28 protein-coding genes are annotated in these 26,999 nt (G+C 69.6%); 5 read left to right on the plus strand and 23 right to left on the minus strand.

Going from position 1 to position 26,999, the window contains the following annotated elements; all coding sequences use genetic code 11:
- Positions 1-81: 81 nt before the first annotated feature.
- The 4 genes from DY218_RS29515 to DY218_RS29530 all read right to left on the minus strand — a co-directional run bounded on the left by DY218_RS29515 (position 82) and on the right by DY218_RS29530 (position 4,996).
- Complete coding sequence (locus DY218_RS29515) at positions 82-2,571, minus strand: ATP-binding protein (RefSeq protein ID WP_128559225.1); 2,490 nt, start codon at positions 2,569-2,571, stop codon at positions 82-84.
- Between the two features lie 229 nt (positions 2,572-2,800).
- Positions 2,801-3,115 carry an STAS domain-containing protein gene (locus tag DY218_RS29520; RefSeq protein ID WP_119292208.1) on the minus strand — a complete coding sequence of 105 codons (315 nt, stop codon included), beginning with the start codon at positions 3,113-3,115 and terminating at the stop codon, positions 2,801-2,803.
- Between the two features lie 163 nt (positions 3,116-3,278).
- The gene (locus DY218_RS29525; RefSeq protein ID WP_128559226.1) at positions 3,279-4,127 is read right to left on the minus strand and encodes a 3-hydroxyacyl-CoA dehydrogenase family protein; all 849 of its coding nucleotides are present in this window, start codon (positions 4,125-4,127) and stop codon (positions 3,279-3,281) included.
- A 173-nt stretch (positions 4,128-4,300) separates the two neighbouring features.
- Positions 4,301-4,996, minus strand: coding sequence for a TetR/AcrR family transcriptional regulator (locus DY218_RS29530; RefSeq protein WP_128559227.1), 696 nt, complete (start codon positions 4,994-4,996; stop codon positions 4,301-4,303).
- Positions 4,997-5,111: 115 nt separating this feature from the next.
- On the opposite strand from DY218_RS29530, the gene DY218_RS29535 reads away from it, so the two are divergent.
- The 3 genes from DY218_RS29535 to DY218_RS29545 are packed head-to-tail and all read left to right on the plus strand — an operon-like array spanning position 5,112 to position 7,295.
- On the plus strand, positions 5,112-5,894 hold the full coding sequence (locus DY218_RS29535) for an ABC transporter ATP-binding protein (protein WP_128559228.1): 783 nt from the start codon (positions 5,112-5,114) through the stop codon (positions 5,892-5,894).
- Positions 5,895-5,949: 55 nt separating this feature from the next.
- A complete protein-coding gene (locus DY218_RS29540; protein WP_128559229.1) occupies positions 5,950-6,699 on the plus strand; it encodes an ABC transporter permease in 750 nt (249 codons plus the stop codon).
- 23 nt (positions 6,700-6,722) lie between these two features.
- A complete protein-coding gene (locus DY218_RS29545) occupies positions 6,723-7,295 on the plus strand; it encodes a cob(I)yrinic acid a,c-diamide adenosyltransferase (RefSeq protein ID WP_128559230.1) in 573 nt (190 codons plus the stop codon).
- A gap of 21 nt (positions 7,296-7,316) precedes the next feature.
- On the opposite strand, the gene DY218_RS29550 is transcribed toward DY218_RS29545, so the two are convergent.
- Positions 7,317-7,886: a hypothetical protein gene (locus tag DY218_RS29550; RefSeq protein WP_128559231.1), complete on the minus strand. Its 570-nt coding sequence runs from the start codon at positions 7,884-7,886 to the stop codon at positions 7,317-7,319.
- A 160-nt stretch (positions 7,887-8,046) separates the two neighbouring features.
- On the opposite strand from DY218_RS29550, the gene DY218_RS29555 reads away from it, so the two are divergent.
- Entirely contained in the window at positions 8,047-9,246 is a 1,200-nt protein-coding gene (locus DY218_RS29555) for a sensor histidine kinase (RefSeq protein WP_233521962.1), read from the plus strand.
- Positions 9,243-9,902 carry a response regulator gene (locus DY218_RS29560; protein ID WP_128559232.1) on the plus strand — a complete coding sequence of 220 codons (660 nt, stop codon included), beginning with the start codon at positions 9,243-9,245 and terminating at the stop codon, positions 9,900-9,902. The genes DY218_RS29555 and DY218_RS29560 overlap by 4 nt, the downstream gene beginning before the upstream one ends.
- Positions 9,903-9,970: 68 nt before the next feature.
- Here the strand turns inward: DY218_RS29560 and DY218_RS29565 are convergent, their stop codons facing one another.
- The 18 genes from DY218_RS29565 to DY218_RS29650 form a co-directional block, all read right to left on the minus strand.
- Complete coding sequence (locus DY218_RS29565) at positions 9,971-10,417, minus strand: DUF2550 domain-containing protein (RefSeq protein ID WP_128559233.1); 447 nt, start codon at positions 10,415-10,417, stop codon at positions 9,971-9,973.
- Between the two features lie 130 nt (positions 10,418-10,547).
- Entirely contained in the window at positions 10,548-10,922 is a 375-nt protein-coding gene (locus DY218_RS29570; RefSeq protein WP_128559234.1) for a F0F1 ATP synthase subunit epsilon, read from the minus strand.
- Positions 10,923-11,032: 110 nt separating this feature from the next.
- Positions 11,033-12,475 (minus strand): F0F1 ATP synthase subunit beta, encoded by a 1,443-nt coding sequence (gene atpD / locus DY218_RS29575; RefSeq protein WP_128559235.1) that lies wholly within the window; start codon positions 12,473-12,475, stop codon positions 11,033-11,035.
- Between the two features lie 2 nt (positions 12,476-12,477).
- Entirely contained in the window at positions 12,478-13,392 is a 915-nt protein-coding gene (locus tag DY218_RS29580; RefSeq protein WP_128559236.1) for a F0F1 ATP synthase subunit gamma, read from the minus strand.
- A gap of 21 nt (positions 13,393-13,413) precedes the next feature.
- Positions 13,414-15,012, minus strand: coding sequence for a F0F1 ATP synthase subunit alpha (gene atpA / locus DY218_RS29585; RefSeq protein WP_128559237.1), 1,599 nt, complete (start codon positions 15,010-15,012; stop codon positions 13,414-13,416).
- Between the two features lie 159 nt (positions 15,013-15,171).
- Entirely contained in the window at positions 15,172-15,993 is an 822-nt protein-coding gene (locus DY218_RS29590; RefSeq protein ID WP_128559238.1) for a F0F1 ATP synthase subunit delta, read from the minus strand.
- Positions 15,990-16,538, minus strand: a complete 549-nt coding sequence (locus DY218_RS29595) for a F0F1 ATP synthase subunit B (RefSeq protein WP_128559239.1) — start codon at positions 16,536-16,538, stop codon at positions 15,990-15,992. Before DY218_RS29595 ends, DY218_RS29590 begins: the two co-directional genes overlap by 4 nt.
- A 41-nt stretch (positions 16,539-16,579) precedes the next feature.
- Positions 16,580-16,819 (minus strand): ATP synthase F0 subunit C, encoded by a 240-nt coding sequence (gene atpE / locus DY218_RS29600; RefSeq protein WP_128559240.1) that lies wholly within the window; start codon positions 16,817-16,819, stop codon positions 16,580-16,582.
- A 77-nt stretch (positions 16,820-16,896) separates the two neighbouring features.
- Entirely contained in the window at positions 16,897-17,667 is a 771-nt protein-coding gene (atpB, locus tag DY218_RS29605; RefSeq protein WP_128559251.1) for a F0F1 ATP synthase subunit A, read from the minus strand.
- A gap of 273 nt (positions 17,668-17,940) precedes the next feature.
- Complete coding sequence (locus DY218_RS29610; RefSeq protein WP_128559241.1) at positions 17,941-18,378, minus strand: hypothetical protein; 438 nt, start codon at positions 18,376-18,378, stop codon at positions 17,941-17,943.
- Positions 18,379-18,653: 275 nt separating this feature from the next.
- Positions 18,654-20,000, minus strand: coding sequence for an MraY family glycosyltransferase (locus DY218_RS29615; protein ID WP_128559242.1), 1,347 nt, complete (start codon positions 19,998-20,000; stop codon positions 18,654-18,656).
- Between the two features lie 159 nt (positions 20,001-20,159).
- Entirely contained in the window at positions 20,160-21,419 is a 1,260-nt protein-coding gene (locus tag DY218_RS29620; RefSeq protein ID WP_128559243.1) for a serine hydroxymethyltransferase, read from the minus strand.
- Positions 21,420-21,573: 154 nt separating this feature from the next.
- Positions 21,574-22,215 (minus strand): arsenate reductase/protein-tyrosine-phosphatase family protein, encoded by a 642-nt coding sequence (locus tag DY218_RS29625; RefSeq protein ID WP_128559244.1) that lies wholly within the window; start codon positions 22,213-22,215, stop codon positions 21,574-21,576.
- On the minus strand, positions 22,212-22,859 hold the full coding sequence (locus tag DY218_RS29630) for an L-threonylcarbamoyladenylate synthase (protein ID WP_128559245.1): 648 nt from the start codon (positions 22,857-22,859) through the stop codon (positions 22,212-22,214). Before DY218_RS29630 ends, DY218_RS29625 begins: the two co-directional genes overlap by 4 nt.
- A 65-nt stretch (positions 22,860-22,924) precedes the next feature.
- A complete protein-coding gene (gene prmC / locus DY218_RS29635) occupies positions 22,925-23,770 on the minus strand; it encodes a peptide chain release factor N(5)-glutamine methyltransferase (RefSeq protein ID WP_128559246.1) in 846 nt (281 codons plus the stop codon).
- A gap of 45 nt (positions 23,771-23,815) precedes the next feature.
- A complete protein-coding gene (gene prfA, locus DY218_RS29640) occupies positions 23,816-24,904 on the minus strand; it encodes a peptide chain release factor 1 (RefSeq protein WP_128559247.1) in 1,089 nt (362 codons plus the stop codon).
- A 137-nt stretch (positions 24,905-25,041) separates the two neighbouring features.
- On the minus strand, positions 25,042-25,266 hold the full coding sequence (gene rpmE, locus DY218_RS29645) for a 50S ribosomal protein L31 (protein WP_128559248.1): 225 nt from the start codon (positions 25,264-25,266) through the stop codon (positions 25,042-25,044).
- Positions 25,267-25,437: 171 nt separating this feature from the next.
- Positions 25,438-26,562 carry an LCP family protein gene (locus tag DY218_RS29650; protein ID WP_128559249.1) on the minus strand — a complete coding sequence of 375 codons (1,125 nt, stop codon included), beginning with the start codon at positions 26,560-26,562 and terminating at the stop codon, positions 25,438-25,440.
- Between the last annotated feature and the right edge of the window lie 437 nt (positions 26,563-26,999).

Consider the following 26,999-nt stretch of genomic DNA (forward strand, 5'->3'; position numbering starts at 1 on the left):
AAGGCTTGTCCTCAAGCGCCGGACGGGCTGAATATCAGCCCGTCCGGCGCTTGAGGACAAGGCCCGCCAGGGCCGGTTCTTCTAAGCCCGTCCGGCGCTTGAGGACGCCTCCGTGGACGCAGTCCGTGAGGCCGGGGCCCCGTCACCCGACGTCTCCGACGTCGACGGCGGCGGCTTCGCCGTGGTCGGATCGGGATCCGGCGTAGTCGGGTCCGGGTCCGGCGTGGTCGGATCAGGATCAGGCGTGGTCGGATCGGGGTCGGGCGTAGTCGGGTCCGGGTCCGGCGTGGTCGGATCAGGATCAGGCGTGGTCGGGTCAGGGTCGGGCGTCGTCGGGTCCGGATCCGGCGAGGACGCGTCGTCCGTCGGTGACTCGGACGGCGTCGACGCCTCCTCGGACGAGACCGGCGCGGTCGGGTCCGCCGCCTCCGCCGTCGCCTCGTCCTTCGACGGCTGGTCCGCCGGAAGGCCGTCGTCCCCGCTGTCCTCGACCGCGGACTGCCCCGGTCTGACCTTGTTGGCCGGCGGCTCGTCGTCGGACGTGGCCCCGAGGGTCACCACGGTGCCCAGTACGGCCGCGAGCAGCGCCCCCGCCCCCGCGGCGGCCAGATTGCGCCGCGCTCCGAGGACCACCCGCTTGCGGCCGCCGCCCGCGGGGGACGACGAGGCGGACCGCACGATCACGGTCGAAGGCTCCTCGGGCGGCTCGCCCTGCACGCCGGCGACGCCCACGGCGAGCGGCACTCCGCCGGGCGGCGACGCCGACTCCTCGTAGCGCGCATCGGGCACTTCCTCGCCCGCGGCCGTACGACCGCCGTGCACCGCACCGCCGGAGCGGTCCGCGACAAGGGCGAGGGCCCGGCGCCCGGCGACCGTGCCGCGCTTGTCCGCGAGCACCCCGCGCATCCCGATGGATGCCTCGAGCTCCGCGCGGGCCCGGTCGAGCTGCCCGACGATGAGCGCCAGAATCCCCAACTCATGGTGGAAATAGGCCTCTTCGCCCACCTCGCCGGCCTCGCGGGCGGCCTCCTGACCGGCCCGCAGGGTCCGCTCCCAGGCCCCGACGGCGAAGGCCGCCGCATAGGCGGGCGCGGCGGTCCGCGCCAGGAGCACCGCGGCACTGGCGTGCCCGGGAGCGGATCCCGGCACCAGGACGGCGAGCGCGGCGAGCGCCGCATCGGCCTCGGCGGCGGCCCGCTCCGGCGTCACCGAGGGGTGCCCCGCCCACCAGGCGTAGTGCTGGGCCGCGGTGAGCGCACGGTCCGCCGCGTCCTCCGCGTACCCGCAGGTCTCCAACTGCGCCTGCACACCGGCCGCGAGGCGGTAGCGGGCGCCGACCGGGGTGACGAGCGCCGCGGCCACCAGCTCGCCGAGCGCCGCGTCCGCGTGGGTGTCCCCCACCAGGGCCGGCAGATGCGCCTGGTGCGGCACCTCGCCGCCGAGCGCGACGGCGAAGCGCAGCGTGGTCCGCGCGGATTCGCTGAGCCGGGCGGCGAGCAGCGCCGCGGGCGCGGCGCCCTCGGCCAGTGTCGGCAGCGGTACGTCGTGCATGTCGTCGGCGTCGAACGGTGCGTCGACCGGCGCCTCGGCGTAGTAGCCGTACTCGTCGAAGGCGGTGGGATCGGCTCGCAGCAGATCACGCCGGCGCAGCAGTGCACCTGCCTGGACGAAGCGGAGCGGCAGCCCTTCCGACTCGAACCACAGATCGGCTGCCCAGCCGGCCTCGTCGTCGGTGAGCGGCCGGCCCACGGCCCGCTCGAGGAGCTCGAGTCCGCCGCTGCGGCCGAGCCCGCCGAGGAACACCTCCTCGAGGTGCGAGTCGGGGGAAGGGGCGGCGATGTCCGGTGTGGTGGCGACCAGGACGGCGCACTCCGGCGTCGCGTCGAGCAGTTCGTCCAGCGCCGCTCCGCCGAACTCCAGGTCGTCGAGGACGACCACCGCGCCGATCTGCTGGACGAGGGTGAGCAGTTCGCCGTGGTCCGGCCGGTACTCCTGGCTGCGGTAGGCGGCCGCGTAGAGCTCGTGGAGCAGCTCGGTGGCGCTTCTGCGGTGGCCGTTGAGTCTGATCACGCCGTCCGGTGCGAGGTCCGCGCAGTCCTCGGCGACCGCGTCGAGCAGCGCGGTGCGGCCGGATCCCGCAGGCCCGGTCAGGCGTACGGAACGCCCGCGGGCGAGCAGCCGCACCAGGCGCTCGCGCTCCTCCTGGCGCTCGAGCAGCGGCAGCCGGGGCGCGGCGGGTCCCGCCGGTGCGGGCGGCCGTGCGGTGCTGCGGACCTCGGCGCGCTGGGCCGCGGTGTACTTCTGCGGCCGCGGCGGCTGCTCCCCGGGCGGGCAGGGCTCGATCTCGCTGCCGTCCACGGGATTGACGGTGAGCAGGAAGTCGCCGGTGACCAGCTGAACCGTGCGTGCGGGCACGGGACTTCCGAACTCGGGCGTCAGGGCGTCGCGCGGCGGCCGGGGTGTGCTTCCCCCTCCGGACGCACCCGCCCCTGCGGGCACGGCGCCCCCCGGCGTGCCCGTCCTACCGCTGTCGCGGCCGTTCTCTTCCGGTCCCCGGTGTATCGGGTCCATGGTCAAAGCCCCCCAAAAGCGTCATGTGCCGATGGCCTCCCCGACCTCTCGCACATGCCACTGTCGCTTCTGGTCCGGTGTCCGCTGCCCGACGGCGTCGTCAAGGGCGAGCGACCGAACCTTAGACCTTCGGCCAGTATCGCGGAACGGGCGGGGTGCCGCCCCGTCCCGGACGTCACATTCTCGTGAGGATTGCGGGCGGGCATCGCGGTCGGGACCGTACGCGGCATTACAGGGGAGTTGCCCTGATGCCGCCCTCGATGGCCAGGATGCGGTGCAATCGCGTGGCGACCAGGAGCCGCTGCATCTGCGGCGGGACGTTTCTGAGGACCAGGCGCCGTCCGCAGCGGCCGGCCTGCCGGTGCGCGCCCATGATGACGCCGAGTCCGGTGGCGTCGAGCGCGGCGAGGTCCGAGAGGTCGAGTACGAGATCGCCCGCACCCTCGTCGAGGGCGGAGTGCAGAACCGTCCGGGCGTCCGCCGCGCTTCGTACGTCGAGGCTGCCCCCGACGGTCAGCTCGGCGTGGTCGCCCCTGATGTGCATATGCGCTCCCCGAGTACTGCTTCACGTCACTGTGGTCACTGTCGTCACACTGAACTGTGGTCTCACTGAACTGACTGGCGAACGGGCGCAGAAGTTGCCGTCCGTAAGCGAACCGATACCCAATTCACCCGCCAGGGGGACGTCGCGGAGGCCGCGGCGCGGTTCAGTGCTTGTAGAACCCCTGCCCGCTCTTGCGGCCGATGTCGCCGGCGTCGACCATCCGTCGCATCAGCTCCGGCGGAGCGAACTTCTCGTCCTGAGATTCGGTGTAGATGTTGCTCGTCGCGTGCAGCAGGATGTCGACGCCGGTGAGGTCGGCGGTGGCCAGCGGCCCCATGGCGTGGCCGAAGCCCAGCTTGCACGCGGTGTCGATGTCCTCGGCGGTGGCCACACCCGATTCATAGAGCCCCGCAGCCTCGACGACGAGCGCCGAGATCAGCCGGGTGGTGACGAAGCCGGCCACATCGCGGTTCACGACGATGCACGTCTTGCCGACGGACTCGGCGAACTCCCGGGTGGCGGCGAGGGTTTCGTCGCTCGTCTTGTGTCCGCGGACCAGTTCGCAGAGCTGCATCATCGGGACCGGCGAGAAGAAGTGCGCACCGACGACACGTTCGGGATGCTCCGTGACCGCCGCGATCTTGGTGATCGGGATGGCGGAGGTGTTGGAGGCGAGGACGGTGTCGTCCCGCACGATCTTGTCGAGGGCGGCGAAGATCTCGTGCTTGATCTCCAGCTTCTCGAAGACGGCCTCGACGACGATGTCGGCGTCCGCCGCGGCGTCCAGATCGGTGGTCGTGGTGATCCGGCCGAGCGCGGCCTCGGCGTCCGCGGCCGCCAGCTTCCCCTTCGCGACGAACTTGTCGTAGGAAGCCTTGATGCCGTCGGTGCCCCGGGTCAGCGCGGCGTCGGTGACGTCGCGCAGCACGACGTCCCATCCCGACTGCGCGGAGACCTGGGCGATTCCGGAGCCCATGAGTCCGGCTCCGATGACGGCAAGCTTCCTGGCCACTGTGCGATCCCCTTACCCGCTTGTGCACTTACTCGGTGTTTATCACTGGTCTTCAGCGGACCCTAGCGGCCGCGCGGCCCGTATGGGGCCCTTCGAGACGCGCGTCACGCCCGCGCGATGTCCCTGGACAGGGACGGGAGGCGTATCACATGACGGACATCACAGGGAGCCCATCAGGCCTGCCGTACCGCGTAGTTGAGAATCGTCTCGCCCCAGACGTCCTCGATCTCGTCGAGCAGGTCGAGGGTCGCGCGGGAGACCTCGTTCGCCTTCTCGCCGCGCACCATCCGTCCTCCGATGAACGCCATCAGGGTGCTCTGCAGCCAGGCGAGCTGACCCCCCATGAGCAGCGGCATCGGATCGTCGGGCGCGGCGTCGGTCTCCTCGCGCAGCGTGTCCACCACGTGCTGGAGCGCCTCCTGTTGTACGTACCAGAGGCGGGCCCGCAGCGTGGGTGCGTCGTGCAGCACGCGCATGAAGCCGGCGTACCCCTCGAAGAGGCCCATCCGCGGCGAGACCGCCTCCACCTCCGCGCGCAGTTCGCGCAGTACGGCCGCCGCCGCGGACTCCCCGACGTCGCGGGCGCGCACATAGCGCGAGAGCCGCTCGACGATGCCCGCGCTGCGGTCGAGGAACAGGTCCTCCTTGGCGGGGAAGTAGTTGTACACGGTGTTGACCGAGACCTCGGCGGCCTCGGCGATCTCCGCGATCGTCACCGAGTCGAAGCCGCGATCGAGGAACATGCCGGTCGCCACGTCCGAGATGTGCTGTCGGGTCCGGCGCTTCTTGCGCTCCCTGAGCCCCTCGTTCCTGGGCTCCGCGGGCTCGCCGGGCTCGCCCGCGGCCGCTCGTGCTGCTTGCGCTGCCATCGGCCCATCGTAGCGGCGGCTGCAGCCACTGAAACCTTGAGTCGGCACCCAAGCTTGGCGTCATAGAATTTTTGAGTTGATTGCAAAATTTCATCGACTCTGTTTTTCTGGAGCCATGGCGATCCTCAGCACCGCGGGACTCTCGCGGACCTTCCAGACCAAACAGGGCCCGGTCGAGGCCGTCCGCTCCATCGACCTCACCGTCCAACCGGGCGAGATCCTCGGCTTCCTGGGGCCGAACGGCGCCGGCAAGACCACCACCCTCCGCATGCTCACCACGCTGCTCGCCCCCACCAGCGGCGCCGCCACGGTGGCCGGCCACGACCTGCTCACCGACCCCGAGGGCGTACGGACCCGCACGGGGTACGTCGCCCAGTCCGGCGGCACCGACCCGAACGTCTCGGTGCGCGAGGAGCTGGTCACCCAGGGCCGCCTGTACCGCCTGAAGCGCCCCGCAGCCGTGGCCCGCGCCGCCGAGCTCGCCCGCGACCTGGGCCTCGACGATCTGCTCGACCGCCCCACCCGCGCGCTCTCCGGCGGCCAGCGGCGCCGGCTCGACATCGCCCTCGGCCTCACCCACCGCCCCGAGCTGCTCTTCCTGGACGAGCCCACCACCGGCCTCGATCCCGCCAGCCGGGCCGATCTGTGGGACCTGGTACGGCAGTTGCGCACCGAGCACGGCACCACGGTGTTCCTGACCACGCACTACCTGGACGAGGCGGACGCCCTTGCCGACCGCATCGTCGTGGTGGACGACGGCCGGATCGTCGCCGACGACACCCCGACCGCCCTCAAGCTGCGGCACGCGGGCTCGGCCGACGCCTCCCTGCAGGACACCTTCCTGGCGATCACCGGCCGTGGGCCCGCACCGGAGCACCGCATCCCGGTCGCCACCTGAGCCACACCACCCCTCCCCGCCGGACCACCCTTCCCCCCGCCCCAAGGACCGCACGATGCTGCTGCACGACACCTCGATCATCTTCGGCCGGTACGTCCGGCAAACCCTCCGATCGAAGTTCCAGATCCTCTTCGGCATCCTGATGCCGCTGCTCTATCTGGTCTTCTTCGGACCGCTGCTCACCGATCTGCCACTCGGCTCCGAGGGGACCTCCTGGCAGATCCTGGTGCCGGGGCTGCTGCTCCAACTCGGCCTGTTCGGCGCCTCGTTCGCCGGCTTCGCGGTGATCATCGAGAAGAACACCGGGGTGGTGGAGCGGATGCGGGTCACCCCGGTCAGCCGGCTCGCCCTGCTGCTCGGGCGGGTGCTTCGGGACGCGCTGCTCTTCGTCTTCCAGGCCGTACTCCTGGTGCTCGCCGCCCTCGTCATGGGGCTGCGCGCACCGCTCGGCGGGGTCCTGATCGGCTTCGCCTTCGTGGCCGTGCTCTCGCTTTCGCTCGCCTCCCTCTCGTACGCCCTCGCCATGTCGGTCAGGACACCGCAGGAGTTCGGGCCGGTGATCAACAGCGTGACGATGCCCGCGATGCTGCTCTCCGGCCTGATGCTGCCGATGGCACTCGCACCGAACTGGCTCGATCTGCTCTCGCACTTCATTCCGTTCCGCTATCTCGTCGACGCGGTCCGCGCGGGCTATGTCGGGGACTACGCGAGCTCCCGGATGCTCTACGGCGTGCTGATGGCCCTCGCACTCGCCGCGCTCTCCGTGACGGTGGGCACACGTCGCTTCCGCAAGGCCGGGGCATGACGGCGGGGGCGTAATCTCGCAGCATGGTCAATCTGACGCGCATCTACACCCGTACCGGCGACCAGGGCAGCACGGCGCTCGGCGACATGAGCCGCACCGCCAAGACGGACCTGCGGATCGCGGCCTACGCCGACGCCAACGAGGCCAACGCCGCGATCGGCACCGCCCTCGCCCTCGGCGGCCTCGACGAGGAGCTCACGACCGTCCTCGTACGGGTGCAGAACGACCTCTTCGACGTGGGCGCCGACCTGTCCACGCCCGTGGTGGAGGACCCGGAGTTCCCGCCGCTGCGCGTCGAGCAGTTCTACATCGACCGGCTCGAGGCGGACTGCGACACGTTCAACGAGCGGCTGGACAAGCTCCGTTCGTTCATCCTGCCCGGCGGTACGCCCGGAGCGGCCCTGCTGCACCAGGCCTGCACCGTGGTCCGCCGGGCCGAGCGCTCCACCTGGGCCGCGCTCGAGGCGCACGGCGAGACGATGAACCCGCTCACGGCGACCTATCTGAACCGCCTCTCCGACCTCCTGTTCATCCTGGCCCGTACGGCCAACAAGGAGGTCGGGGACGTGCTCTGGGTGCCGGGCGGCGAGCGCTGACCGCGCATCCCCGGCGGGGACCTACGTCCTGGTGAGCGGCCGCTCCTCGTCCGGGGCGGGCGCCGGTGCGCGCTTCGGGAAGACCGTGTAGCAGACGCCGATGGCCACATTGATGGCGATCAGGAACAGCATCTTCTGCTGCCAGTCCCGCAGCGACTCGGTGGCGCCGTCCGGGCCGACGTACCAGACGGCGCCCTGCAGCAGGGCCAGGGCGATCACCGCGGCCAGGATCCAGCGGCCGGCCAGCTTCCACTCGTGGATCGCGCGGGGGACGCCGTACTTCGGGGTCGAGGGCGGCGGCCCGCCGGCGAAGCGGTGGGCGACGCGGACGTCCACCCACTTGACCGTGTAGTGGCCGAGGGCGATGGAGTATCCGATGTAAACGGCGGCCAGGCCGTGCTTCCAGTCCGGTTCCGCGCCGTTCTTCAGATCGATCACGGTGACCACGAAGAGGATCGCCTCCAGGACCGGCTCGCAGAGCAGCACGGCGATGCTCGCCCGGGGCTTCTTCGCCCAGTAGCGCAGCGCGAGGCCGGCGGCGAGCAGCACCCAGAAGCCGACCTCGCAGATGACGATCAGCCAGACGATCATGGCCCTTCTCCTCTCGACGCTCTCCAGCCTGGCGGGCGTACGGGGACGGATCGTCGTCGGCGGTGACGAAGTGCGACTGCATCCTTCGATGTAGTCGGCGGCCGGGGACTTCCGCCGTCGCGAGGAGGTCCGGCGCGGCCCCGCCGTGTTGGATGGAGGGGTGAGCCTGAGCCGACCGCACCGCGACGACGTCCTGATCGCCCTCGCCGGGCTCAGCGGCGGACTGCTGCTCTGGGGCATCGGCCTCGGCATGAACCCGGGCCGCCTCCTCGACGACGAATGGCTGCTCGTCCCGCTCGCCCTGATGGCCTGCCTGGAACTCCTGCGGCGCACCCGGCCCGGCTTCGGCGTCGCCGCGGGCACCCTCGTCCTGGCGCTCGACCAGTGCACCCAGGGCAGCCTGGCGACCCTGGTGATGTACACGGACCTGATGTACGCCGCGGTGCTCTACGGATCGCCCGCCCTCGCCCGCCGACTGCCGGTGATCACCGGGGCCGCCACGCTCACCGTGATGTTCGGGTCCCTCGCCCTCATCCGGGAGCCGGAAGCCATCCTGCTCGGCGTGATCGCCGGCTTCATCTCCTTCGGCCCGGCGACCACCGGCATGCTCGTACGCAATCACCGCGAGGCCGCGGCGTCCGAGCGGCTGCGGGCCGAACAGACCGCGCTGCTCGCCGAGATGGACCGGGTGCAGGCGGTCAACGCGGAGCGCTCCCGAATGGCCCGCGAACTGCACGACATGGTCGCCAACCACCTCTCGGCGATCGCCATCCACTCCACGGCCGCGCTCTCCCTCGACGACCCCCGCACCACCCGCGACGCGCTCGGCGTGATCCGCGAGAACAGCGTCGAGGGACTGGCCGAAATGCGGCGCCTCATCGGGCTGCTCCGCGACTCCGGCGGGGAACGCGAGGCGCACGCCGAGCCCACCCTGGACGGCCTCGAGTCCCTCGTCGAGCAGGCCAGGGCCAGCGGCGGCCCGTCCGGCGGCCTCAGCTTCGCGCTGTACGACGAACGCCCCGCCGACGCCCCGCAGCTGCCCGCACCGGTCGAGCTCGCCGCGTACCGCATCGTCCAGGAGTCCCTGACGAACGCCCTCAAGCACGCCGCGCCCGGCGAGGTCACGATCCGCCTCTCCCGTACGGACACGGCCCTGCGCATCGTGGTGACCAGCCGCTTCGGCGGCCGGGACGGACCGCGGGCGCCCGGTTCGGGTGCGGGTCTGGTCGGCATGGGCGAGCGTGCGACCCTGCTCGACGGGTCGTTCGAGGCCCTGCCCGTCGACACCGACGATCCCGCGGTCAAGCTCTGGCGTGTGACGGCCGAGCTGCCGGTGGAGCACCGAGGAGGAACAGCATGATCCGCGTCCTGGTCGCCGAGGACCAGTCCGCCGTACGCGCAGGGCTCGTCCTGATCCTGCGCAGCGCCGAGGACATCGAGGTGGTGGGCGAGGCGGCGGACGGCGAGCAGGCGGTCGCGATGGCCCGTGAACTACGGCCCGACCTGGTCCTCATGGACGTACAGATGCCGCGACTCGACGGGGTGTCCGCGACCCGGCAGGTGGTACGGGAGCAGCTCGCGGACGTCCTGGTGCTTACCACGTTCGACCTGGACGAGTACGTCTTCGGGGCGCTGCGGGCGGGAGCCTCGGGGTTTCTGCTCAAGAACACCGATGCACACGATCTGCTCGATGCGGTGCGTGCGGTCGGCCGGGGGGACGGCCTGATCTCGCCGGCCGTGACACGGCGGCTGATCGCGGAGTTCGCGAAGCCCTCGCGGGCGGTGGGGGCGGATCCGTCGGTGCTGTCGTCGCTGACTCGGCGGGAGGGGGAGGTCCTTGCGCACCTCGGGCAGGGGCTCTCGAACGCGGAGATCGCAGCCCGCCTCGACATGGCCGAGGCGACGGTCAAGACCCACGTGAGCCGCCTGCTCTCGAAACTCGGACTCCGCAGCCGCGTCCAAGCGGCCGTCCTCGCCCAGGAGTTGGGGCTTCATGGGAGCCCCTCCGGCGATTGAGGAGGCCTGTCCGGCAGGACTTTCGGGAAGGGGCGGGGTGGGGTTCGGTCCCGCAAACAAAAGACGCGCTACGCGACGTTCACCCGCTGGCCGGGCGGCGCCGCCTCCAGCCACGCGAGGAACCCCGTCAGCGCGTCCTCACTCATCGCAAGCTCGATCCTCGTCCCCTCCTGGAGACACCCGAGCACCACCGCATCGGAGAGCAGCGCAAGCTCCTCCTCCCCCTCCGGTGCCCGCCGGTCCACGACCTCGATCGTGGCCCGCTCGAGCCCCCGCCGCGGCCGCGGCGCATAGGAGAAGACCCGGAACCAGTCGACCCGGTCACCGTTGTAGCGCGCGATCCCGTACGACCAGCCCTTGCCCGAGGTGTCACCACCCTCGGGCGCATTCCAGCGGAGGCTGCAGTCGAAGGTCCCCCCGGACCGCTGGATCACCCGCCGCCGTACCCCGAAGACCAACAGGCCCGCCAGGATCAGGACGACAACGAGCGCACAGACGAGCACAGCGAGGATCATCGGCACCGACCTCCTCGCTTCCAGTAACGGAACTGACCTTCACCTGCATCGCCACAGCCGCGACCGGGTCTGGAAAATCCAGACCGGCCGCGGCTGAGTCGTCTGCCTGATCTCTCGGCGTCGCGCTCGTTCAGTGCGCCGCCACCGCTCGGAGGCGGACATCGGCGCGCCGCTCGGCGGCCGCATCGGCCTCCGACTTGGCACGGTCGAGGGCTCGCTCCGCACGCTTGACGTCGATCTCGTCGGCCAGCTCGACGATCTCGGCCAGCAGCGAGAGCTTGTTGTCCGCGAAGGACACGAACCCTCCGTGCACCGCGGCGACGATGGTCTCGCCTCCGCTGGTGCGGATGGTCACCGGGCCCGATTCCAGCACACCGAGCAGCGGCTGGTGACCGGGCATGACGCCGATGTCGCCGGACGTGGTCCGCGCGACGACCAGGGTGGCCTCGCCGGACCAGACACTACGGTCGGCGGCGACCAGCTCGACATGCAGCTCAGCAGCCAAGGTGGCTCCTCGGGTCACCACCCGGCGGCTTCGCCGGGTGTTGGTCGAATTCTAAAGGGCGTGCCGTGGGGGACGGGACTCGGCCCCGTCCCCCACGTCGAGTCCGGGACTCAGGAGACGCCGAGCTCCTTGGCCTTGGCCTTGAGGTCGTCCAGGCCACCGCACATGAAGAACGCCTGCTCGGGGAAGTGGTCGTACTCGCCGTCGCAGATCGCGTTGAACGCGGCGATCGACTCGTCGAGCGGCACGTCCGAACCGTCCAGGCCGGTGAACTGCTTGGCGGCGTGGGTGTTCTGCGACAGGAAGCGCTCGACGCGACGGGCGCGGTGGACGACCAGCTTGTCCTCTTCGCCCAGCTCGTCGATGCCGAGGATCGCGATGATGTCCTGCAGGTCCTTGTACTTCTGCAGGATCCCCTTGACGCGGCTGGCCGCCTCGTAGTGGTCCTGCGCGATGTAGCGCGGGTCCAGGATGCGGGACGTCGAGTCCAGCGGGTCCACCGCCGGGTAGATGCCCTTCTCCGAGATCGGCCGGGAGAGCACGGTCGTCGCGTCGAGGTGCGCGAAGGTCGTGGCCGGGGCCGGGTCGGTCAGGTCGTCCGCGGGGACGTAGATCGCCTGCATCGAGGTGATCGAGTGGCCACGGGTCGAGGTGATGCGCTCCTGGAGCACACCCATCTCGTCCGCCAGGGTCGGCTGGTAGCCCACCGCGGAGGGCATGCGCCCGAGCAGCGTGGAGACCTCGGAGCCGGCCTGGGTGAAGCGGAAGATGTTGTCGATGAAGAGCAGCACGTCCTGCTTCTGCACGTCACGGAAGTACTCCGCCATGGTCAGCGCGGAGAGCGCGACGCGCAGACGCGTGCCCGGCGGCTCGTCCATCTGACCGAAGACGAGGGCGGTCTTGTCGAGAACGCCCGACTCCTCCATCTCGTCGATGAGGTCGTTGCCCTCACGGGTGCGCTCGCCGACACCGGCGAACACGGAAACACCGTCGTGCAGCTTCGCCACACGCATGATCATTTCCTGGATGAGGACGGTCTTGCCGACGCCGGCGCCGCCGAACAGACCGATCTTGCCGCCCTTGACGTACGGGGTCAGCAGGTCGACGACCTTCAGGCCGGTCTCGAACATCTCGGTCTTGGACTCGAGCTGGTCGAAGGAGGGTGCCTTGCGGTGGATGGACCAGCGCTCGGACTCCTTGCCGTTCTCCTCCGGGACGTTCAGCACCTCGCCGAGGGTGTTGAACACCTTGCCCTTGGTGAAGTCGCCGACCGGCACGGTGATGCCGGTGCCGTTGTCGGTCACCGGGGCCTGGCGGACCAGACCGTCGGTGGGCTGCATGGAGACGGCGCGGACCAGGCCGTCACCCAGGTGCTGGGCGACCTCGAGGGTCAGCGTCTTCTTCTCGCCCTCGTTCGCCGGGTCGGAGACCTCGACGGTCAGCGCGTTGTAGATGTCCGGCATCGCGTCGACGGGAAACTCCACGTCGACGACCGGGCCGATCACCCGGGCGACGCGGCCCGTGGCAACGGCCGTCTCAACTGTGGTGGTCATTACTAGTCACTCCCCGCGTTGGCGTCGGCCAGGGCTGCGGAGCCACCGACGATCTCGCTGATTTCCTGGGTGATTTCGGCCTGGCGGGCCGCGTTGGCAAGTCGGGTGAGCGATGTGATCAGGTCACCCGCGTTGTCGGTCGCCGACTTCATCGCGCGGCGTGTGGCGGCGTGCTTGGAGGCAGCCGACTGCAGCAGCGCGTTGTAGATCCGGCTCTCGACGTACCGCGGAAGGAGGGCGTCCAGGACGTCCTCCGCCGACGGCTCGAAGTCGTACAGGGGCCGGATCCCGTCCTGCGTACCGGCCTCCTCGGCAACCTGGTCGAGGCTCAGCGGGAGCAGCCGGGAACCGACCGCCTCCTGCGTCATCATCGAGACGAACTCGGTGTAGACGATGTGGAGTTCGTCCACGCCGCCCTCGGCCGTGTCCTTCTCGATGGCCTCGATCAGGGGTGCCGCGATCTGCTTGGCGTCCGAGTATTCCGGCGCGTCCGTGAAGCCGGTCCACTCGGCCGCGATCTTCCGCTCACGGAAGTTGTAGTGCGCGATGCCACGGCGGCCGACGATGTACGTGTCGACCTCCTTGCCCTCGCCCTGCAACTTCTCGGTGAGCTTCTCGGCACCCTTGATGGCGTTGGCGTTGAACGCACCCGCCAGACCACGGTCGCTGGTGAGCAGCAGCACCGCGGCCCGGACCGGGCTCTCGGCCTCGGTGGTCAGCGGGTGCTTGTCGTTCGCACCCGTCGCCACCGCCGTCACGGCACGCGTGAGCTCGGTCGCGTACGGCGTGGAGGCGGTCACCTTGCGCTGTGCCTTGACGACACGCGAGGCGGCGATCATCTCCATCGCCTTGGTGATCTTCTTCGTCGCAGTGACGGACCGGATGCGACGCTTGTAGACCCGGAGCTGCGCTCCCATGAGTCAGGTCCCTTCCTTACGTCACTTGGAGACGTCGACGGCGGCCGGAGCGTCCTCGCCGATGAGCTTGCCGTCGGACGTCTCGAACTGCTTCTTGAACTCCGCGACCGCGTCGCCGATGGCCGTGACGGTGTCGTCGTTCATCTTGCCGCCCTCCTTGATGGAGGTCATGAGTCCCTGCTCCTTGCGGTGCATGTACTCGAGGAGCTCACGCTCGAAGCGGCGGATGTCGTTCACCGGCACGTCGTCCATCCGGCCGGTGGTGCCGGCCCAGACGGAGACGACCTGGTCCTCGGTGGCCATCGGCTCGTACTGCGCCTGCTTGAGCAGCTCGACCATGCGCTGGCCGCGCTCCAGCTGCGCCTTCGAGGCGGCGTCCAGGTCGGAGCCGAAGGCGGCGAACGCCTCGAGCTCACGGAACTGGGCGAGGTCCACACGGAGCCGTCCGGACACCTGACGGATCGCCTTGTGCTGCGCGGAACCACCGACTCGGGAGACGGAGATACCGACGTTGAGCGCGGGGCGCTGACCGGCGTTGAACAGGTCCGACTCCAGGAAGCACTGGCCGTCGGTGATGGAGATGACGTTGGTCGGGATGAACGCCGACACGTCGTTCGCCTTCGTCTCGACGATCGGCAGACCGGTCATCGAGCCGGCACCCATGTCGTCGGAGAGCTTGGCGCAGCGCTCGAGCAGACGGGAGTGCAGGTAGAAGACGTCACCCGGGTAGGCCTCGCGGCCCGGCGGACGACGGAGCAGCAGGGACACGGCGCGGTAGGCGTCGGCCTGCTTCGAGAGGTCGTCAAAGACGATGAGGACGTGCTTGCCCTCGTACATCCACTGCTGACCGATGGCCGAACCGGTGTACGGGGCAAGGTACTTGAAGCCCGCCGGGTCGGACGCCGGGGCGGCGACGATCGTCGTGTACTCGAGCGCGCCCGCCTCCTCGAGGGCACCGCGCACCGAGGCGATGGTGGAGCCCTTCTGGCCGACGGCGACGTAGATGCAGCGCACCTGCTTGTTCACGTCGCCCGAGCGCCAGTTGTCGCGCTGGTTGATGATCGTGTCGACGGCCAGGGCGGTCTTGCCGGTCTGGCGGTCACCGATGATCAGCTGACGCTGGCCGCGGCCGACCGGGGTCATCGCGTCGACGGCCTTGTAGCCCGTCTCCATCGGCTCGTGCACCGACTTGCGCTGCATGACCGTGGGGGCCTGCAGCTCGAGGGCGCGGCGGCCGGACGTCTCGATCTCGCCGAGGCCGTCGATCGGGGCACCGAGCGGGTCGACGACGCGACCCAGGTATCCCTCGCCGACCGGCACGGAGAGCACCTCACCGGTGCGCTGCACCGGCTGGCCCTCCTCGATGCCGCTGAACTCGCCGAGGACGATGGCACCGATCTCGCGCTCCTCGAGGTTGAGGGCGAGACCGAGGGTGCCGTCCTCGAACTTCAGCAGCTCGTTCGCCATGGCCGAGGGCAGGCCCTCGACCTTCGCGACGCCGTCGCCGGCGACGGTGACCGTACCGACCTCCTCGCGCGAGGCCGCGTCCGGCTTGTACGCCTGGACAAAGTTCTCCAGCGCGTCCCGGATCTCCTCCGGCCGGATCGTGAGCTCCGCCATCTGGGTTCCCTGCTCTCCTTGTTGGGCCCGAAGTTTTCTTGGGGGGTCTGGGGCTGTTTCCCTAAGCGGCGTGCGCCGCGGGCCCCCAGGAATCCTTTGCACGGCCCAACTCGGGCCGCTTGCCATGCTTGTTGAGTTGGTGGTGACGGCGTCCGGCCGTCAGCCGGCCATCCGTCGCGTCGCGTCCTCGAGACGGTCCGCGATGGAGCCGTTGATGACCTCGTCGCCGACCTGCACCCTGATCCCGCCGAGGACCTCGGGGTCCACATCGAGATTGAGGTGCATCTCGCGGCCGTACAGCTTGGCCAATGCACCGGCGAGACGCTGCTTCTGTCCGTCGGACAGCGGCACCGCGGAGGCGACCACGGCGACCATCCGCTCCCGGCGCTCGGCGGCGAGCTTGGAGAGGGACTCGAGTCCCGCTTCCAGGCTACGTCCACGCGGCTGGGTCACAAGACGGTCGACCACGCGCTCGGTCGTCTTCTCAGCGCGGCCACCGAGCAGGCTGCGCAGCAGCTCGCCCTTGGCGGCGGTCTCGGCCGACCGGCTGGTGAGGGCGGCTCGCAGCTCGGAGTTCGAGGCGACGATCCGGCCGAACCGGAACAGCTCGTCCTCGACGTTGTCGAGCCGGCCCCGCTTCTGCGCGGCGGTGAAGTCGGCGATGTTCGCCAGCTCCTCCAGCGCGTCCACCAGGTCGCGCGAACGCGACCAGCGGGAGCGGACCAGACCGGACACCAGGTCGAGCGTCTCGCCGCCGATCTGGCCGCCGAGCACGCGGCCCGCGAGCTCCGCCTTGGCCTCGCCGTCCTGCGCCGGGTCGGTGAGGACCCGACGCAGCGAGACCTCACGGCCGAGAAGCGCGGTGACGGCAGCCAGTTCGTCGGCGAGCTTCGCCGCGTCGGCCGACGTACTGTCGGTCAGCGCGTCGAGCCGCTCCTTGGCCGCAGCGAGGGCCTCGCGGCTCGCACCGTGGGCGGTCATCGCGTGGCCTCGGCCTTCGCCTCGAGGTCGTCGAGGAACCGGTCGATGGTGCGGCTCTGCCGGGCGTGGTCCTCGAGGGACTCGCCGACGAGCTTGCCGGCCAGGTCGGTCGCCAGCTTGCCGACGTCCTGACGCAGAGCCTGCGAGGCCTGCTTCTTGTCGGCCTCGATCTGGGTGTGACCGGCAGCGATGATCTCCTCACGCTGCCGCTGGCCCTCGGCGCGCATCTCAGCGATGAGCTGCGCACCCTGCTCCTGCGCCTCCTGGCGCAGTCGCGCGGCCTCGTGCCGGGCCTCGGCGAGCTGAGCCTTGTACTGCTCGAGCACGCTCTGCGCCTCGGTCTGGGCCGCTTCGGCCTTCTCGATACCGCCTTCGATGGCCTCCCGGCGCTGCTCCAGAACCTTGTTGATGTTCGGGAGGAGCTTCTTCCAGAAGACGAAGAAGACGATGGCGAAGGCGATGGTGCCGACGAGCAGCTCGGGGCCCGGAGGAACGAGCGGGCTCTGCTCTTCCTCGGCCGCCAGCTGCACCAGGTTGGCGATCACATCAATGCCTTTCGTCGAAATACGGTCAGTGAGGGCTTAGATCACTTGCCGTAAACGAACGGGAGAACGATGCCGATGAGGGCGAGCGCCTCACAGAAGGCGAAGCCCAGGATCTGGTTGGCGCGGATCAGGCCGGCCGCCTCGGGCTGACGCGCGAGGGCCTGGGTGCCGTTACCGAAGACGATGCCGACGCCGATGCCGGGGCCGATCGCGGCGAGACCGTAACCGATGGAACCGAGGGAGCCGGAGACGCCAGCGGCGAGTTCGATGGACGCGGACATGCCGTTACTTCCTTCTCTTTCATGGACCGGTGGGGGTTGGCCACCGGGCGTTCTGGGGGTGGTGCGGTGGGGCCGCCTCAGTGGTGTTCGGCGAGCGCGCCCTGGAGGTACGAGCAGGCGAGGAGCACGAAGACGTACGCCTGGACCGCCTGCACGAAGAGTTCGAAGAGGATCATGACCATCGTCATGACGAAGGAGACGCCGGCCGCCGGGATCAGCCAGCTGTTCAGCAGGTACCAGGACGCGACGGTGAACATCACCAGCATCAGGTGACCGGCGAACATGTTGGCGAAGAGCCGGACCGCGTGCGTGAAGGGACGCACGAGCAGGTTCGAGAAGAGCTCGATGAACGACACGAGCCACTTGATCGGGCCGAGCGAGTTGTCGTAACCGGTGACGTTCTTCCAACCGCCCACGAAGCCATGGCGCTTGAAGGTCACGGACACCCAGGTGACGTACACGATCGCGGCGAGCACCGCGGGGTACGCGATGACCGACGACACCGGGAACTGCATCAGCGGAATCACGGACCAGATGTTCATGATCCAGATGAAGAAGAACAGCGAGACCATCAGGGGGACGTACTTCTCGCCCTCCTTCTTGCCCATGGTCTCGTACACGATCCCGCGGCGGACGAAGTCGTAACCCGCCTCGGCCGCCAGCTGGAGCTTGCCCGGAACGACCTTCGCCTTGCCGAAGGCGAGCGTGAAGACCGTGACGACGATCAGGGTGGTGAGCAGCGCGAGCATCATCACCTTGTTGAACTCGAACCCGCCGATCGTGAACATCGGCTTGAAGAGGAACGAGTGCAGGCCCGGCGCCGGGAACGCACATCCGTTGTCGGCCAGGATGCGGCATTCCCAGCCAAAGGCAAGCTGGGTCTGTTCAGCACTCACCGCGGGCTCCTTCGGCGTGACGCATAGATACGGCAACCTCGTTGTGTCGGCGCGGCGCGCAGCCGCGAGTCGGCACCGGACTGGTGTTTCGGATGTGGGGGCGGCAAGCAGGCAGGGAGCCTCGCGATCGAGCAGGCGTCGGCTCTGGTGCCCGCGCCCGCTGTGCCGCAGTTGGCACCGGACGATAGCAGGATCTCCTGGGACCCTTTATCCCGGCCCTACCCCTCACGACGACGACCCCGTCTTGTGGTCCTTCGTCGCGTCCGAGGAGTCCGGATCGATGTAGAAAATCTTCGTCTTCATGTGCGCACGGGCCATCGAGACAACCCAGGTCAGCGTGCCGACGACGACAGCGGCCGCGAACGCCTTCGGGTTGAAGAGAGTGGCGTCCTTGAAAAGGGCGACGAAAAGGAACAGCACGAGCAGCTGCACCACATAGAGCATCAGCCCCATCGCCTGGAACAGATACGGCCAGTGTTTGGCCGTGTACTGCAGGCCGAGGATTCCCGCCCCCATGAAGACGATCACGATCACCGTCCCGATGACGGCTCCGAGCGCACCTTCCCCGCCGGCGACGATCGCACTGACCGCGGCGGCCACAGCGCCGACGGCGGCCGTGGGCCCCGCGATGGGAAGGAGAGTCCGGGCGTCGAGAGACGGCATGCGGCGGCTCCACTTACGTACTGAGGAAAACTGGGGAAACTGTGCAAAAGCGACGAGTCGTCACGGGCGAGCGTAGGGCCTCGGGAGGAGATCGAATTCTCCGGGCCGATGACCGTCGCACTACGGTCTTTCGGCCTCTTCCCGAGATCTCGTGAACGGTATCACAAACTATTTGATGAGGTCTTTACCTGTTCGGTGTGCCCGCCGTCACACATGAGGGTTAATGCGCGCGTCTGTGCGTTTGGGCGGTGGAGATGTCTGGTATCGCCCCGGTTTCATCGAGGGGTTCCGGCCTCTCGTGCCTCGATGTGACGTGATCGTCCGCCGATCGCGGTCGCTCCGTGCAGCCCGGCGCCGACCGCCGCCTCCCGCTCCTCCGCGGAGGCCTCGGAGTCCCCGGACGCCTCCTCGGCACCATCGGCCTCGTCCGTGCCGTACGTCACCGCGTGGTGTCGGCCACGCCGGTAGCGCGGCGGCAGAACTCCCTCCGCCCAGTGCGGCATCCGCGGGGTGAAGCGCGGCAGCAGGAGCAGGACCAGACCGACCGCGCTGAGCGCCACGATGCACAGCACGATCCACATGGACGCCGAGTGCACCGAGTACGCCAGGGCGCCGAAGGCGATCAGCGCCGACCAGAAGTACATGATGAGGACGGCCCGGCTGTGCGAGTGCCCGATCTCCAGGAGCCGGTGGTGCAGATGACCACGGTCGGCCGCGAACGGCGACTGGCCGCGCCAGGTCCGCCGGACGATCGCGAGGATCAGGTCCGCCGCCGGCACCGCGATGATCGTCAGCGGCAGCAGCAGCGGGATGTACACGGGCACCGTCTGGTGCACCGCCGAACGCTCCGACCCGGCGAAGAGGTTCATCGCGTCCGGGTCCACCTGACCGGTGATCGAGATCGCGCCCGCGGCGAGCACCAGACCGATCAGCATCGATCCGGAGTCGCCCATGAAGATCCGGGCGGGATGCATGTTGTGCGGCAGGAAGCCGAGGCACATGCCCATCAGGATCGCCGCGAACAGGGTCGCCGGAGCAGCCGCCTCCAGGCCGTAGCCGTACCAGATGCGGTACGCGTACATGAAGAACGCGGCCGCCGCGATGCAGACCATGCCGGCCGCGAGACCGTCCAGACCGTCCACGAAGTTGACCGCGTTGATGGTGATCAGGACCAGGGCGACGGTGAGCAGATTGCCCTGCCACTGGGTGAGCGAGACCGTGCCGACGCCGGGCACCGGCAGCCACAGGATCGTCAGACCCTGCATGACCATCACGCCCGCGGCGATCATCTGGCCGCCCAGCTTGATCAGGGCGTCGATCTCGAACTTGTCGTCCAGGACGCCGATCAGCCAGATCAGGGCCGCGCCGGAGAGCAGTGCCTGAGGTTCGCTGGAGCTCTCGAAGACGCCGTTGAGATTGTCCAGGTTGTCCGCGACGAGCAGACCCGCGCAGAGTCCGAAGAACATCGCGATCCCGCCGAGCCGCGGGGTCGGCTCCCGGTGCACGTCGCGCGCGCGGATCTCCGGCATCGCCCCGGCGACGATGGCGAACTTCCGCACCGGCCCGGTGAGCAGATAGGTCACCGCCGCCGTGACGCAGAGCGTCAGCAAGTATTCACGCACGGGCTTCCCCACAGATGTCGCCGGCTACCTCAGCCCCACACCCTAGCTTTGCGCGCGTGGGGTTGAAGACTTCCGGGTAGTACCGACGTTTGCGCTGGTTCCGCTCGCCTACCCGCTCCGGGGCTCGCGAGACATCCCGGGCGGACCCGCCCGGCCCGGTCAGACCATCACGCCGGGCGCCGGCACCGCGGACGTCGTGCCCTCGCCCGGGGTGCCGTACGGCGGGAACCCTCCGGCCAGATCACGGACCTCGTCCCGCACCCGGCGGCCCGCGTCTTCGCTGCGGATCGCGGTCGCGAACAGGGCGGCGATCCGGGCCATCTCCTTCTCCGCCATGCCCTGCGTCGTCACGGCCGCACTCCCGAGACGCAGCCCGCGCGCATCCGCCCAGGGCAGCGCGCAGGTGTCGAGGACGAGCCCGGCGGCCGCGAGCCGGCCGCGGGCGGTCGCCGCGTCCACACCGAGCGGTGCGGGATCGACGGTGAGCAGATGGGTGTCGGTACCGCCGGTGGTGACGGTCAGGCCCTCGGCGGCGAGGCCCCCGGCGAGGGTGCGCGCATTGGCCACCACCTGGTGCGCGTACGCCCTGAAGTCCGGCGTCGAGGCCTCGCGGAAGGCGACCGCCTTCGCCGCGATCGCATTCATCTGCGCCCCGCCCTGGCTGAACGGGAACACCGCCCGGTCCACCCGCTCCGCGAACTGCTCGCCGCAGAGGATCATCCCGCCGCGCGGCCCGCGCAGCACCTTGTGCGTCGTCGCACACACCACATCGGCGTACGGCACCGGGCTCGGCGCCGCTCCCCCGGCGATCAGGCCCATCGGATGCGCGGCGTCCGCGATCAGATACGCACCGGCCTCGTCCGCGATGTCGCGGAACGCGGCGTAGTCGATGTGCCGCGGATACGAGATGGATCCGCAGACCACGGCCTTCGGCCGGTGCGCACGAGCGAGCGCCCGCACCTGCTCGTAGTCGACGATCCCGCTCTCGGCGTCCACTCCGTAGCCGATGACGTCGAACCAGCGGCCGGAGAAATTGACCGGCGAACCGTGGGTGAGATGCCCCCCGTACTGAAGCCCCATGGCGAGGACCTTGTCGCCGGGGCGGAGCAGTGCGGCGTATGTGGCGAGTACCGCGGAGGATCCCGAGTGCGGCTGCACATTGGCGTGTTCGGCCGCGAAGAGGCGCTTGGCGCGGTCGATCGCGAGGCGTTCGGCGGCGTCCACGAGTTCGCAGCCGCCGTGGTGGCGGGCGCCGGGATAGCCCTCGGCGTACTTGTTCGCCAGGGGTGAGGCGAGTGCCGTGAGCACGGCACGCGAGACGAAATTCTCGGCGGCGATGAGCTGCAGGGTCTCGGCCTGCCGAACGGCCTCACCATGCAGGATGTCGGCGATCTCGGGGTCCAGCTCTACGTCCGACATGACGGGCTCCGGGCAACGAGTCGGGCTGCGGCCCCTCCAATGTAGGCCGACGCCCACCATCCCGCCCGTGGGCTCTCGCCGGAGGGGCTCTCATGGAGCCCCTCCGGCGATTGAGGAGAAGAAACGGTGAAAGGGCGGGACCGGGGCCAATCCCCTAAGCCCGGGCCGGCAGCCCGGTCAGCGCCGTGACCACAGGATCCAGCGCATCGTGAATCTCGTCCCCCACCGCCCGGAAGAACGGCATCGGCGCCCCGTACGGGTCGTACACCTCATCGGCCTCCGCGCTGGGCGCGAGAAGCCACCCCCGAAGCGCCGCCGCAGCCCGCACAAGAGCCCGAGCCCGCTCGACGACCCCCTCCCCCAGAGGATCGGGAAGCGTGGCCGGATCTATCGCCCGCACAAGCCGAGTGAACTCCTTGAGCGTGAAGGTCCGCAGCCCCGCCGAGTGCCCCATGGAGATGACCTGCGCCCGATGATCCCGCGTGGCGGTGAGCACCAGATCGGCCCGGATCACATGCTCGTCGAGCAGCTCACGCCCGAGGAACCCGGACGCGTCGGCGCCGAAGTCGGCCAGCACCGCGGCCGCGTTCGCCTCCATGTTGGCGCCCTCGTGCCCCCACGTACCGGCACTCTCCACGATGACGCCGCCGGTGCCGAGGTCACCGAGCCGGTGTGCCAGGGCATGCCGCGTCAGCCGCTCGGTGATCGGTGAGCGGCAGACGTTGCCGGTGCTGACGTGGAGGATGCGGAAGGAGTCGGTCAGGCCCGCTATGCCACGCCCCTCGGGGGCCGTCAATTGGCCACCTCGAGGTCGGGTACGACCTTCCGGAGCTCCTCCGCATCGAGGGCACCGGCCCGGAGCAGCACCGGCGTCGAGCCGGAGACGTCGACGATCGACGAGGGCACATTGCCCGGCGTCGGGCCGCCGTCCAGATATACGGAGACGGAGTCGCCGAGCATCTCCTGGGCCGCGTCACAGGTCTCCGGTGCCGGGTGCCCGGTGAGATTCGCCGACGACACCGCCATCGGGCCCACCTCGGTGAGCAGTTCGATGGCGACGGGGTGCAGCGGCATCCGTACGGCGACGGTCCCGCGGGTGTCCCCGAGGTCCCACTGCAGCGACGGCTGGTGCTTGGTGATCAGAGTGAGGGCGCCCGGCCAGAAGGCGTCGACGAGTTCCCAGGCCTGCTCCGAGAAGTCGGTGACCAGGCCGTGCAGGGTGTTCGGCGAGCCGATCAGGACGGGCGTGGGCATGTTCCGGCCACGGCCCTTGGCGGCGAGCAGGTCGGCGACCGGCTCGGAGCCGAAGGCGTCGGCGCCGATGCCGTACACCGTGTCGGTGGGCAGCACGACCAGTTCGCCGCGGCGTACGGCGGACGCGGCCTCGCGCAGACCCGTGGTGCGGTCGGTCGCGTCGTTCGTGTCGTATCGCCGTGCCATCTAGCGTGCCTCCTCGGGCGCGTCAAACTTCTGGGTGTTCCGGCCGGTGCCGGGGGCCGCGGCCGTCACGGGGTGGCCCTGCGGGCCGTGGCGAAGCGCGGGCGGTTGTTGAGATCGGGGTGGTCCGCGGCGTCCGACCAGCCGCGTTCCTCGGTGAAGATCCACGGCACCTGGCCGCCCTGGGTGTCGGCGTGCTCGATGACGACGAGCCCGCCGGGCCGAAGGAGGCGGTGCGCGGTGCGCTCCAGGCCGCGGATGGTGTCGAGCCCGTCCTCACCGGAGAAGAGGGCGAGACCCGGGTCGTAGTCACGGGCCTCGGGCGCCACGTACTCCCACTCGGTGAGCGGGATGTACGGCGGATTGGAAATGACCAGATCCACCTGGCCGTTGAGCTCGGGGAACGAGCTGAGCGCATCGCCCTGCCGAAGGTCGACCCTGGAGTCCGCGACGTTCTTGCGCGTCCACACCAGGGCGTCCTCGGACAGCTCCACGGCGTGCACCCGTGAGCGCGGCACCTCCTGGGCGAGGGCCAGCGCGATGGCCCCGGAGCCGGTGCACAGGTCCACGATCAGCGGCTCGACCACATCCATGGCCCGTACCGCGTCTATGGCCCAGCCGACCACGGACTCGGTCTCCGGCCTGGGCACGAACACCCCCGGCCCGACCTGCAGTTCCAGATACCGGAAGAAGGCACGCCCGGTGATGTGCTGCAGCGGCTCGCGGGCCTCGCGGCGCGCGATCGCCTCCCAGTACCGGGCGTCGAAGTCCGCGTCCTTGACCGAGTGCAGCTCTCCGCGCCCCACGCCGTGCACGAAGGCGGCGAGCTCCTCGGCGTCGAAACGCGGCGAGGGAACGCCGGCATCGGCCAGCCGCTGGGTGGCCTGCGCCACCTCGGCGAGCAGCAGATTCACTGGGTCCTCCGGCTCTGGTCCTGGTGCTTGGGGTTCACTGCACCCCTACTGGGCGGCTGCGAGCTTCGCCGCGGAGTCCGCGTCGACACAGGCCTGGATCACCGCGTCCAGGTCGCCGTCGAGCACCTGGTCCAAGTTGTACGCCTTGAACCCGACACGGTGGTCGGAGATGCGGTTTTCCGGGAAGTTGTACGTGCGGATCTTCTCGGAGCGGTCGACGGTGCGCACCTGGCTGCGGCGGGCGTCCGCGGCCTTGCTCTCGGCCTCCTCCTGCGCGGCGGCGAGCAGCCTGGAACGCAGGATACGCAGAGCCTGCTCCTTGTTCTGCAGCTGGCTCTTCTCGTTCTGGCAGGAGGCCACGACTCCGGTGGGTACGTGCGTGATACGGACCGCGGAGTCGGTGGTGTTGACGGACTGGCCGCCGGGTCCTGAGGAGCGGTAGACGTCGATCCGCAGATCGTTGGGGTTGATCTCGATGTCGATCTCCTCGGCCTCGGGCGTGACGAGCACACCGGCCGCGGAGGTGTGGATCCGGCCCTGCGACTCGGTGGCCGGCACCCGCTGCACGCGGTGCACACCGCCCTCGTACTTCAGCCGCGCCCACACGCCGTTGCCGGGTTCGGTGGCGCCCTGGCTGTCCCGATGAGGTTTCGCCTTGACCGCGACCTGGACGTCCTTGTAGCCGCCCAGCTCGGACTCGGTGGAGTCGATGATCTCGGCCTTCCAGCCGATCCGCTCCGCGTACCGCAGATACATCCGCAGCAGATCGCCGGCGAACAGCGCGGACTCGTCGCCGCCCGCGCCCGCCTTGATCTCCAGGAGTACGTCCTTGTCGTCGCTCGGGTCGCGGGGCACGAGCAGCAGGCGCAGCTCCTCGGTGAGTTCCTCGCGCCGCTGCTCGAGGTCCTTCACCTCGGCGGCGAAGTCCGGGTCGTCCGCGCCGAGTTCACGAGCGGTCTCGATGTCGTCGCCGGTCTGCTTCCAGGAGCGGTACGTGGCGACGATCGGGGTGAGCTCGGCGTAGCGCTTGTTGAGCCTGCGCGCATTGGCCTGATCGGCGTGGACCGAGGGGTCCGCGAGCTGCTTCTCGAGATCGGCCTGCTCGCCGATCAGGTCCTCGACCGCCTCGAACATCTCCGGGCTCCTGGATTTCGTACTGCATGGATGTGGTGAGCGAGCACCGCCCGGTCCGCGGCGGACCGGGGGCGGACGAAAAGAACGCCGGTCCCGGGCGCCCCCGAAGGAGCGGCCAGGACCGGCGCAGTGGCTCGCTACTTGTTGGCGGAGCCGGCAGCCTTGCCGAAGCGGGCCTCGAAGCGGGCCACGCGGCCACCGGTGTCGAGGATCTTCTGCTTGCCCGTGTAGAACGGGTGGCACTCGGAGCAGACCTCGGCACGCACGGTGCCGGATTCGATGGTGCTGCGAGTGGTGAACGACGCGCCACAGGTGCAGCTGACCTGGGTCTCGACGTACTCGGGGTGGATGTCGCGCTTCAAGGTGTCTCCTAGTTTCGGGAGGGCGCCGGGTCGCAGGGCGGGATGCTCATGCGTGAACCGGGGCCGACGTACCAGTCTGCCAGGACCGGCCGTATCTCCCAAAACCGGGGTGGGGGCCGAACTATTCCCCCGCCGGATCGGGCACCGGTGGCCTGGACCGTCGGGCCTGCCTCAGTGGCTGCCCACGACGTCCCCCGCGTCGCCCTTGTCGCCCGCCGAGTCCTTGGTGGCGGACTTCGGGATCGCCTTGTCGGCGTGCAGGGCCTTCCAGACCTGCTGGGTCTGGCGCTCCATCGGCACGACGCGGTTGGGGTCGGCGGTGTCGTACGTGACGGGCAGCGTGACCATGTTCATGTCGTTCGGCCCGATGCCCTTGAGGCCGTTCGCGAAGCCCATCAGGCTGTTCACCGAATCGAGCTCGGAGTCGGTGGTCAGGGCCTTGGTGGCGGTGTCCGCGACGCCCACCAGCTTCTTCGGGCTGCTGAACAGGCCGACGTCCTTGACCTGGTTGATCAGCGCCTTGATGAAGGCCTGCTGCAGTTGTATTCGGCCGAGGTCGCCGCCGTCGCCGACCGCGTGCCGGGTGCGGACCAGGCCGAGCGCCTGCTCGCCGTTCAGCCGGTGCTGCCCGGCCGCCAGGTCGAGGTGGCTGTCCCGGTCCTTGATCGGCTTCTTGGTGGTGATCTCCACGCCGCCGAGCTTGTCGATCAGCTTCTGGAAGCCGCTGAAGTCGACCTCCAGATAGTGGTCCATGCGGATCCCGGACATCTTCTCGACGGTCTTCACCGCGCAGGCCGGGCCGCCGGCGGAGTACGACTCGTTGAACATCTGGCGCGGGCCGCCCGGGTCGGTGCCGCCGTCGTCGGTCGCGCACTCGGGCCGGGTGATCAGGGTGTCCCTCGGTATGGAGACGACGCTGGCCTTCTTGTGGCCCTCGTATACGTGCACGACCATCGCGGTGTCCGAGCGTGCGCCCTCGTCGCCGCCGCCTCCGAGGTGGCCGTTCTTGCCCTCTCGCGAGTCGGAGCCGAGCACCAGGATGTCCATGGAGCCGTTGTCCACGTTCTCCGGCCGGTCCTTGCCGAGCGCTGCGTTGATGTCGACGCCGTCGATGTTGCCGTTGAGCTTGAAGTAGAGATAGCCGAGGCCGGTGCCGCCGAGCACCACCACGGAGGCCGCCACCCAGGCCGAGACGACCAGGGCCTTCCTCCGCTTGCTGCGCGGCTTGCGGCGGCGCCCCTTGCCGCTGCGGCGCGGGGACGTGCTGCTCTCGGGCTCGCTCTCGTCGGGCGTCATGCGCTCCTCAGTCCTCGGTGGTCGGATACCCCCTGCTCTCAGGGCCAGTCGTGTTCCGTCGTCCGACAGCCGGTCCGCGGGCGGTCCGGCCATGTGTCAGACGTGGAAACCGCAGAAAGGGTTGCACAGCGAACTAAGCGCCCCGTCAGCGCAGACTGTGCGCCGCACCACCCACCGGCACGCCCCGCCGCACCCCGCACCACCTCTTCCGCCCCTGTCCACCTGGGAGTTCGTTTCCGTACACCCCGATGCACCACGGGGCACCCGGAACGGCCGGATGTGGTCAAGATCTCCACCTCGCCCGCCGACGGCGTGACGTACACCACTCCCGTACGTGGAGCCCCAACTCGCCCTGTACCTCCGTGAGTTGACCCATGTCGTACGACGACGGCGCCCCGTCACCTCGGAAGGTGACGGGGCGCCGTACGCGGTGCCGG

This window comes from Streptomyces triticagri (assembly GCF_003429565.1).
GTDB lineage: Bacteria > Actinomycetota > Actinomycetes > Streptomycetales > Streptomycetaceae > Streptomyces > Streptomyces triticagri.

Excerpts from the sequence above, each read along its gene's own strand:
- DY218_RS29515 (WP_128559225.1), bottom strand. The coding sequence starts at position 2,571 with ATGGACCCGATACACCGGGGACCGGAAGAGAACGGCCGCGACAGCGGT.
- DY218_RS29520 (WP_119292208.1), bottom strand. The coding sequence starts at position 3,115 with ATGCACATCAGGGGCGACCACGCCGAGCTGACCGTCGGGGGCAGCCTC.
- DY218_RS29530 (WP_128559227.1), bottom strand. The coding sequence starts at position 4,996 with ATGGCAGCGCAAGCAGCACGAGCGGCCGCGGGCGAGCCCGGCGAGCCC.
- DY218_RS29535 (WP_128559228.1), top strand. The coding sequence starts at position 5,112 with ATGGCGATCCTCAGCACCGCGGGACTCTCGCGGACCTTCCAGACCAAA.
- DY218_RS29540 (WP_128559229.1), top strand. The coding sequence starts at position 5,950 with ATGCTGCTGCACGACACCTCGATCATCTTCGGCCGGTACGTCCGGCAA.
- DY218_RS29545 (WP_128559230.1), top strand. The coding sequence starts at position 6,723 with ATGGTCAATCTGACGCGCATCTACACCCGTACCGGCGACCAGGGCAGC.
- DY218_RS29550 (WP_128559231.1), bottom strand. The coding sequence starts at position 7,886 with ATGATCGTCTGGCTGATCGTCATCTGCGAGGTCGGCTTCTGGGTGCTG.
- DY218_RS29560 (WP_128559232.1), top strand. The coding sequence starts at position 9,243 with ATGATCCGCGTCCTGGTCGCCGAGGACCAGTCCGCCGTACGCGCAGGG.
- DY218_RS29565 (WP_128559233.1), bottom strand. The coding sequence starts at position 10,417 with ATGATCCTCGCTGTGCTCGTCTGTGCGCTCGTTGTCGTCCTGATCCTG.
- atpD (WP_128559235.1), bottom strand. The coding sequence starts at position 12,475 with ATGACCACCACAGTTGAGACGGCCGTTGCCACGGGCCGCGTCGCCCGG.
- DY218_RS29580 (WP_128559236.1), bottom strand. The coding sequence starts at position 13,392 with ATGGGAGCGCAGCTCCGGGTCTACAAGCGTCGCATCCGGTCCGTCACT.
- atpA (WP_128559237.1), bottom strand. The coding sequence starts at position 15,012 with ATGGCGGAGCTCACGATCCGGCCGGAGGAGATCCGGGACGCGCTGGAG.
- DY218_RS29590 (WP_128559238.1), bottom strand. The coding sequence starts at position 15,993 with ATGACCGCCCACGGTGCGAGCCGCGAGGCCCTCGCTGCGGCCAAGGAG.
- atpE (WP_128559240.1), bottom strand. The coding sequence starts at position 16,819 with ATGTCCGCGTCCATCGAACTCGCCGCTGGCGTCTCCGGCTCCCTCGGT.
- DY218_RS29610 (WP_128559241.1), bottom strand. The coding sequence starts at position 18,378 with ATGCCGTCTCTCGACGCCCGGACTCTCCTTCCCATCGCGGGGCCCACG.
- DY218_RS29620 (WP_128559243.1), bottom strand. The coding sequence starts at position 21,419 with ATGTCGGACGTAGAGCTGGACCCCGAGATCGCCGACATCCTGCATGGT.
- DY218_RS29630 (WP_128559245.1), bottom strand. The coding sequence starts at position 22,859 with ATGGCACGGCGATACGACACGAACGACGCGACCGACCGCACCACGGGT.
- prfA (WP_128559247.1), bottom strand. The coding sequence starts at position 24,904 with ATGTTCGAGGCGGTCGAGGACCTGATCGGCGAGCAGGCCGATCTCGAG.
- DY218_RS29650 (WP_128559249.1), bottom strand. The coding sequence starts at position 26,562 with ATGACGCCCGACGAGAGCGAGCCCGAGAGCAGCACGTCCCCGCGCCGC.